This window comes from Phaeobacter sp. (genome assembly GCF_022825805.1).
Taxonomy (GTDB): Bacteria; Pseudomonadota; Alphaproteobacteria; order Rhodobacterales; family Rhodobacteraceae; genus Phaeobacter.
The window spans coordinates 1-7,372 of sequence record NZ_JAJDWC010000160.1 but is presented as its reverse complement, the minus strand read 5'-3'; the positions used below and the strand labels follow the sequence as shown (position 1 = coordinate 7,372).

The window sequence follows — 7,372 nt, the reverse complement described above, 5'->3', positions numbered from 1 at the left end:
CGCCAGCAGGTTGGTCTGGAAGGCGATGTCGTCAATCACGCCGATGATCTGCGAGATATGGGTGGAGGATTGTTCGATCTCGGTCATCGCCGACACCGCGTTTTGCACCACTTCGCCGCTGTTTTCGGCCTCTTGCTTGGCTTCCTGCATGATGCTTTCGACGCTGCGGGCGCCTTCGGCGGCGGAGGTCACGCTGGCGGTCATCTCGTCCAGCGCGGCGGCGGTCTGCTCCAGGGTGGCCGCCTGGCTTTCCGTGCGGCTGGACAGATCGTCCGAAGCCTGGCTGATTTCACCGGCGCCGTTGCGAATGCTTTCCGCAGTATCAATAACCTGCGTCACCGTCCCGCTCAGCGTTTCCGCCGTTTGGTTGAAGTTCTGGCGCAGCTTTTCGTGATGTGGCGGGAAAGGCTCTGTAATGGCTTGGGAGAAGTCGCCGCTGGCCAGTTGCATCAGCCCGCAGCTCAGCCGCTCCACCACAGTTTCCTGTTCTTGCTGCTGGGCCTGGCGTTCTTCTTCGGCGGCTTTGGCGTTTTTCAAATCGCCTTGCAGGCTGCGCAGCTGTTTGCCGATGTCTCCGATCTCATCGTTGCGATCAGCCTCGGTGATGTCATGGTCCAATTCGCCTTGTGCAACCTCTTCGATTCGATTGCAGACGCTGCCAATTGGACGCGTGACAGATCTGGCAAACAACCAGCCTGCCAAAGACATAATTCCGGCCAGAACGATGGATGCGGCCAGCAGTTTGGTCCGCTCGGCCACCACAGGCGCCAGCAGTTCATCCAGGTCTTGTTCGGCGACGACCGCCCAATCGGCACCATTGATGTCAACAGGTGTGGAGAAGGACGCAACATGATGGCCGTTGCTGCCAATTACATCCGGGTAAAACTGCGCCTCACCACCCAAAGCTGCGGTAATCTGAGGGCTCGCCTCCATTTCGCCAAGGACTTTGAAGCCATCCTCTGCGTGGGCATTGCTGCGGGCACGCAGATCTTGTCCCACGACAAAAACATCCAGCGTTGCTTGGGCTGCGTTGATTGGATTCACAATCTCAGTGATGAGATCGACCGGGATTTGGATCGCCAGAACCCCGCGCAATCTGTTTGCGATGTCGAAAACCGGTGTCGCGACAAAGGCCGCTGCCGCCCCATTACTGGGCGCGTAGGCACGCATGTCGGCAAAATAGACGTCACCTTGCTTCAGCTTGATGGCTGCCTGAAACGCTTCGCCCAGGCCAGAACTTGCATAGGCGCCATCAATCATATTGGTCGCGTAGTCGGCCTCTTTGAAGACCGAGTAGACCAGATCGCCCTCTGTGTTGATCAGAAAGACATCGTAATAGCCCTTGTTGGCCATCAGGGACGTAAACCCAGGGTGAAAGCGTTCATGATGCAGGTGATACGGGGACTGTCCCTCTGCCCGGTCGAGCAGATGTTTCTCTCCAGTCGGGTGGGGGTTGTCCTCAATATAGGCTTGGCGCAGAACCTTTGCGGGATCGCCCTCGATCCCACGCCAGGTCGCGGAGAATGTTTCCAGAGCAGAGGCAGTTGCTGGCGACGCGGCGACGGTTTTTGCATCAGCGTTGATGCTGGCCATCAGCGCTTGCAAGGCTTTGCTGCGGTCATGGGTCATTGCGTTGAACTGCTGTTCGGCACTGTTGATCGCAGCGCGTTCAAACGCCAATGAGCTGAGGGTGACAAAGACCGCCGTCAGCAACAATCCGAAGCCGACAACGAAGAGTGGCAGTTTGTACGCTAGGCGGAGAGCTGGCATGGCTTTCATAGGGTACTCCAATTCACAGGCAGGGGCCGGGCACTCGGCTCCTCATCTAGCTAGTCATGAAGATCAGGAGTTAATTTGAGGCTTACGCGGGCCTCGTTTTTTGACGGGAAAGTCAACTTTAAAACCTGTTTTCCGATCGAATTGCGCACCGGTTGATTCCGCGCATACGCGAGGCGACCGAATCCGAACGCCTCCTGTGCAGCGTAGGGTTGTTAATCTTGGCGTTTGTTCGCGGGCGGGTGTGCGGATCTGTGCGCAGCGGTGTTTGGCGATCCTGAACCGCCTGTTTTCTAGCGGTGATTCCAAATGCGGTTTTTCAGCTGTCTCAATTTTTCTGAAATTTCGATTGGTTTTTGCGGCCAAATACCCTGCTGAAACCTGAGCACACCGCACAGGGTGGCAATCAAATGTTAAGGCCCGAGGGCTATCCCTAGAGCATCGACTTGAAACCTGTCGCCGACCACGGGGGTGCGAATCGCTGATTATGACGACGGAAACACAAAAACATATTTTGGACCTGCCAAATGCCTTCTCCGACCTTGAGCCGTTGATTGCATTTCTGCGCGGGGCACGCACTCAGGCTGTGGAGATTGATTGCAGTAATGTGGCGGTCATGCCGTCTCGCTGCTTGCAGCTTCTTTTAAGCGCTGAACAGCAGTGGCGCTCTGAAGGCCTTGGTTTTTCAGTTGCCAACATAAGCGAAGGGTGCCGGAAATCGCTCACTCTTCTCGGGCTTGAGCCCAACCGTTTTGAAGACGAGGAAACAGCATGAAAACGAAAGTTCTGGCAATCGACGATTCCCGTACCATCCGGAATCTCCTGGCCGCCGCTCTGGAAGAGGCGGGATTTGAATACCACTGTGCCGTGGACGGCCGTGAAGGTGTCGACATGTATCCCGACGTCGCGCCGGATGTTGTGATCACTGACATCAACATGCCTAACCTCGACGGATTTGGTGTGATCGAAGAGCTGCGCGGCGATGATATCAACTCCAAAGTGCCGATTCTGGTTCTGACCACGGAAAGCGCACCAGAGCTGAAGGCGCGGGCCCGCAACGCGGGTGCAACAGGTTGGATCACCAAGCCGTTTGATGACGCCTCGTTGATCTTCGCGCTGAAGCGCGTGACCGGAGCGGCTGCATAAAATGGCGGGGTCGATCCAGGATACATTCTTTGAGGAGTGCGAAGAGCTCCTCGAAGCGATGGATGAGGGTCTGACTGCCATCGAGGGTGGCGATCATGACTCCGAGGTCGTAAATGCGGTCTTCCGAGCGGTCCATTCGATCAAAGGGGGCGCGGGCGCGTTCGGATTGGATGAACTCGTTGCATTTGCGCATAAATTTGAAACGGTCTTTGATGAAGTTCGTGCAAACCGGCTGGGGTTGGACACCAAACTGATCCAGCTTCTGCTGCGCTCAAGCGACCATCTGAGCGATCTTGTTTCGGTTGCGCGCGACGGTGGTTCCACAGACGAAGCGCATCATGATGTGCTGATCTCTGCCCTCGAAGAATATATCGAGGAAGAAGAAGAAGAGTTGGTGTTCCAGCCCATGGGGTTGGGCGGTGCTTTCGAAGCCAGCCCGATCGAGGCGGAAAAAGAGCGCACCTACAACATTCGCTTCCACCCGCTGAAAGACATGTATGGAACCGGAAATGAGCCGTATTTCCTGTTTCAGACACTCGCAGACCTTGGCACGCTTGAGGTGCAACTCGATGATAGCGAGTTGCCTGGATTTGACAGTGTCGACACCGATGAAAGCTACCTCACTTGGAAGCTGACTTTGACGTCGACGGAATCGAAATCCGCCGTTGAAGCCGTCTTTGAGTTTGTGGAGGGCCTCTGTGAGCTGTCGATCGAATCCGACAGTGATGCTGAGGACGAAGCCAATGCATTGGCTGCGCTTGACGCAGCTTTCGGGGTCATGCCCGAGGAAGGCGGTGATCAGGTGGCTGCCCCTTTTGAACCACCGGTCTCAGCCGCTGAACCCGTGGCTGAACCGGCCGTCGCGGAGACGGCTCCGGCTGCTACAAAAGCAGCCGCGCCGAAAGCTGAGGCCGCCAAATCCGGACCAAATCCGACCCTGCGTGTTGACCTGGAGCGCGTGGATCGCCTGATCAACGCTGTTGGGGAGCTGATCATCAACCATTCGATGTTGGCGCAACAAATTGCCAATCTCGACGTGGCAGATCTGCGTGATGTGGAAACCGAGCTGGAAGGGTTTAAAAATCTGGCACGTGACATCCAGGAAGGTGTGATGTCGATCCGTGCTCAGCCGGTGAAGCCGTTGTTCCAGCGTATGGCGCGTATCGTTCGCGAAGCGTCTGCGGCAACGGGTAAAACCGCCAAACTGGTCACTGAGGGTGAGGCGACTGAGGTCGATAAAACCGTGATTGAACGGTTGTCTGATCCGTTGACCCACATTCTGCGGAACGCCGTTGATCACGGGATTGAACAGCCCGAGGATCGTGAAGCCGCAGGCAAAGGTCGGGCGGGTGAAATTCGCCTCACGGCGTCGCATCGCTCCGGCAGCGTCTGCATCGAAATCAAAGATGACGGTGCAGGGGTCAACAGGCCGCGGGTGAAACAGATTGCGATCGACAAAGGTCTGATCCCTCCAAATGCAGAGCTGTCCGACAGCGAAATCGACAACCTGTTGTTTTTGCCGGGCTTCTCAACCGCGAAGGAGATTTCAAACCTCTCCGGTCGCGGGGTTGGCATGGATGTTGTGAAAAACGCCGTGACAGCACTTGGGGGGCGTATCAACATCAGCTCGACCCCAGGCAAGGGATCGACCTTTACCATCATTCTGCCCCTTACGTTGGCGGTTATGGATGGGATGGTTGTTTCCGTCGCGGATCAGACCATGGTGGTTCCAATCACATCGATCGTCGAAACGATGCGTGGCAGCGACGACATGGTCAACAACCTCGGTGCTGATGGCACGTTGTTGTCGATCCGTGGCAACTTTGTCCCGGTTTGCGATGTCGGTGCGGCCCTTGGCCTGGAAACATCGGGCCATGACCAACCACCCGGCGTTTACCTGCTGGTTGAAACAGAGACTGGTCAACGCAGCGCGCTCGCCGTGGATGACATCCACGATCAGCGGCAGGTCGTCATCAAGAGCCTTGATGGTGTGTGTGGGAACATCCCGGGCGTGGCTGCTGCGACGATCCTGGGGGACGGCAAAATCGCCATGATCCTTGATCCCGAGAGTATTCTTGCGGCTTCGCCTTCTGCGGCCGCGTTCGACACAGAGCGGAGAATGAACAATGCAATCGCAAGCTGAAGCAAAATATGACGATCCCGAAGTAAAACACGCCCAGCACAGCGAGTTTGTCAGTTTTACCGTCGCGAGCCAGGCGTTCTGTCTGAAAATCACCCAGATCCGTGAGATCCGTCGCTGGTCTCCGGTCACCATTCTGCCGCATGCGCCGGCAGATGTGCTGGGGGTTATGAACCTGCGGGGTGCGGTGATCCCGATTTATGATCTGTCCGCCCGCTTTGGCCTGCAACAAACCGAAGCCAGCGAGCGCAACGTCGTGATCGTGGTGTCGGTGCACGGCAAACCCGTGGGGCTGCTGGCAGAATCCGTGTCGGAAATCATTTCGATCAACCCGGACGATATCCAGGATACGCCACCGGTCGATAGCCGCAATACCATGGATTATATCCAAGGGATCATCTCTCACGAAGATACCATGGTGCGGATTATCAACCTGGATGCTGTGATTTCGGTACCGGAGCAGGTGCTCTCGTGACCATCGCAAGCCAAATCGATACGCGTGGCGATGGCTTTACGCTGTCCGATAAGGATTTCGAGGCTATTGCGGAGTTCGCGCATAAAAACTTTGGCCTGGCAATGTCCAGCAGTAAGAAACCGTTGGTTTCTTCACGCTTGGCACGGCGCTTGCGAAAGTTGAACTTCTCCAATTTCAGCGCGTATCTGCAGGAATTGAATGGTCCGAACGCCGACAGTGAACGCAGTGAACTGCTGTCATTGCTGACCACGAATGTGACGCAGTTCTTTCGGGAGCCGCATCATTTTGACACCCTGCGCAACGATGTGCTGCCTCCGGTTTTGGAGCGGGCACGACGTGGGGACCGTGTGCGGATCTGGTCTGCGGGCTGTTCAAACGGGCAAGAGCCTTACACCATCGCCATGGTGCTCAAAGAGCTTTGTCCTGACGTTGAAAAGCTGGATGTCAAAATCCTGGGGACCGATATTGACCCCGTGGTTGTGCGCAAAGCGTCGTCTGGCCAGTATTCCTCCGAGGAGCTGTCGCAAATCCCGAAGGAGTATAGCAGCTACTTCAGCTTGCAAGGGCAGATCGGGACCATCCGTGATGACCTGCGTGCGTTGTTGACCTTCGGCGTTTTGAACCTGATCGAACCGTTTCCATTCAAAGGAAAGTTCGATGCGATCTTCTGCCGGAATGTGGCCATCTACTTTGACACGCCGACCCAGCAAAAAGTGTGGCACGCGTTCCAGCGCAGCCTGAACCCAGGCGGTTACCTGTTTATCGGGCATTCTGAACGAATGTCCGGACCTGCGGCGGATGCGCTGCAGACTGCGGGGATTACCACCTATGTGAATTCTCCTGCCGGTGGGAATTCTTGATGCATCCGGCACCAAAAGAGAAAACGAGGAACTAAACATGAGCTTGAGAGACTCACTGCGCGTGATGGTCGTGGACGATATGTCCACCAGCCGTGGTATTTTGACCCAGTGTTTGGATGAGCTTGGCATCAAAAACTACATGGTTGAAAACAAAGGCCAATCCGCTTTTCAAACCCTTGTAGCCAACCCTGTGCATCTGGTTTTGTCCGACTACAACATGCCGGGTATGGACGGATTGGGACTGCTAAAAGCCCTCCGGGAGCATCGTGTCACCCAGCGAGTGGGATTCATTCTGGTAACTGGCAAACCCACGCCTGAAATCGTGGAGGTTGGCCGTCGACTGGCGATGAACAACATCATTCGCAAACCATTTACCGTTGCGACCATGAAGCAGTCGATTGAACAAGTGGTCGGCCGTCTATGAACATGCAGGCGCCGACTCCGCCCAAAGGCCATGGGATTGCTGATCTCTGTGACGTGTCTCAGGCTGAAATGCTGCGTCTGTTGAAACAGGTGCAGGAGCTGGAGGACATCGTACTGACAGTTTTCGAACGTGGCGATGCACCTACTCGGGCTGAACGGCAATCCCTGCAAGACTTTGATCTGGTTATCCAGACATTGGCGGCAATGGGTAAGTTCTACGGAGAGACGGGTCGACTTGCCAAGGAAACTGATGGCCTGAACCTTCAAGCTGCCAGTGAGGTTGTCACCTTGCATAAGCTACGAGATCGGCTCTCTGATCCTGAAGCAGCACGACAAGGCTGAGCTTTGTTTGATTGCGATTTGAAACGCCGCCATTTAGGCGGCGTTTTGTTTTTTCGCTTCGATGTAGTGGGTATACCGCACTCACCCCAAAACCCGAAATTTTTCGTGTGTTATGACCCTGAAGTTGTCTGAGACCTGATCTCGGAATGTTTTCCACTCTTTGGGGATGGTTTCGCGGAAGAATCTCAGGATCGCATCGGCGAATTGCTT

Annotated in this window: 8 protein-coding genes and 1 pseudogene; 7 read left to right on the top strand and 2 right to left on the bottom strand. The window is 55.5% G+C overall.

Features of this window, described 5'->3' with window-relative positions; genetic code table 11:
* On the bottom strand, window positions 1-1,779 hold a 1,779-nt coding region (locus Q0C28_RS17630; RefSeq protein WP_293577770.1), incomplete at its 3' end, for a cache domain-containing protein.
* A gap of 484 nt (window positions 1,780-2,263) precedes the next feature.
* Between Q0C28_RS17630 and Q0C28_RS17625 the strand changes: the two genes are divergently transcribed.
* From Q0C28_RS17625 to Q0C28_RS17595, 7 genes are read left to right on the top strand one after another with little or no spacing between them, the layout of a single operon-like run.
* Entirely contained in the window at window positions 2,264-2,551 is a 288-nt protein-coding gene (locus Q0C28_RS17625) for an STAS domain-containing protein (RefSeq protein ID WP_293577769.1), read from the top strand.
* The gene (locus Q0C28_RS17620) at window positions 2,548-2,922 is read left to right on the top strand and encodes a response regulator (RefSeq protein WP_293577768.1); all 375 of its coding nucleotides are present in this window, start codon (window positions 2,548-2,550) and stop codon (window positions 2,920-2,922) included. The genes Q0C28_RS17625 and Q0C28_RS17620 overlap by 4 nt, the downstream gene beginning before the upstream one ends.
* Before the next feature lies 1 nt (window position 2,923).
* The gene (locus Q0C28_RS17615) at window positions 2,924-5,065 is read left to right on the top strand and encodes a chemotaxis protein CheA (protein ID WP_293577767.1); all 2,142 of its coding nucleotides are present in this window, start codon (window positions 2,924-2,926) and stop codon (window positions 5,063-5,065) included.
* Complete coding sequence (locus Q0C28_RS17610) at window positions 5,049-5,537, top strand: chemotaxis protein CheW (RefSeq protein ID WP_293577766.1); 489 nt, start codon at window positions 5,049-5,051, stop codon at window positions 5,535-5,537. The genes Q0C28_RS17615 and Q0C28_RS17610 overlap by 17 nt, the downstream gene beginning before the upstream one ends.
* Window positions 5,534-6,397 carry a protein-glutamate O-methyltransferase CheR gene (locus Q0C28_RS17605; protein WP_293577765.1) on the top strand — a complete coding sequence of 288 codons (864 nt, stop codon included), beginning with the start codon at window positions 5,534-5,536 and terminating at the stop codon, window positions 6,395-6,397. Before Q0C28_RS17610 ends, Q0C28_RS17605 begins: the two co-directional genes overlap by 4 nt.
* A 37-nt stretch (window positions 6,398-6,434) precedes the next feature.
* Window positions 6,435-6,821 carry a response regulator gene (locus Q0C28_RS17600; protein WP_293577764.1) on the top strand — a complete coding sequence of 129 codons (387 nt, stop codon included), beginning with the start codon at window positions 6,435-6,437 and terminating at the stop codon, window positions 6,819-6,821.
* Between the two features lie 2 nt (window positions 6,822-6,823).
* On the top strand, window positions 6,824-7,162 hold the full coding sequence (locus tag Q0C28_RS17595; protein ID WP_293577763.1) for a hypothetical protein: 339 nt from the start codon (window positions 6,824-6,826) through the stop codon (window positions 7,160-7,162).
* 81 nt (window positions 7,163-7,243) lie between these two features.
* Here the strand turns inward: Q0C28_RS17595 and Q0C28_RS17815 are convergent.
* A pseudogene (locus tag Q0C28_RS17815) lies at window positions 7,244-7,372 on the bottom strand (IS630 family transposase); the annotation flags it as partial.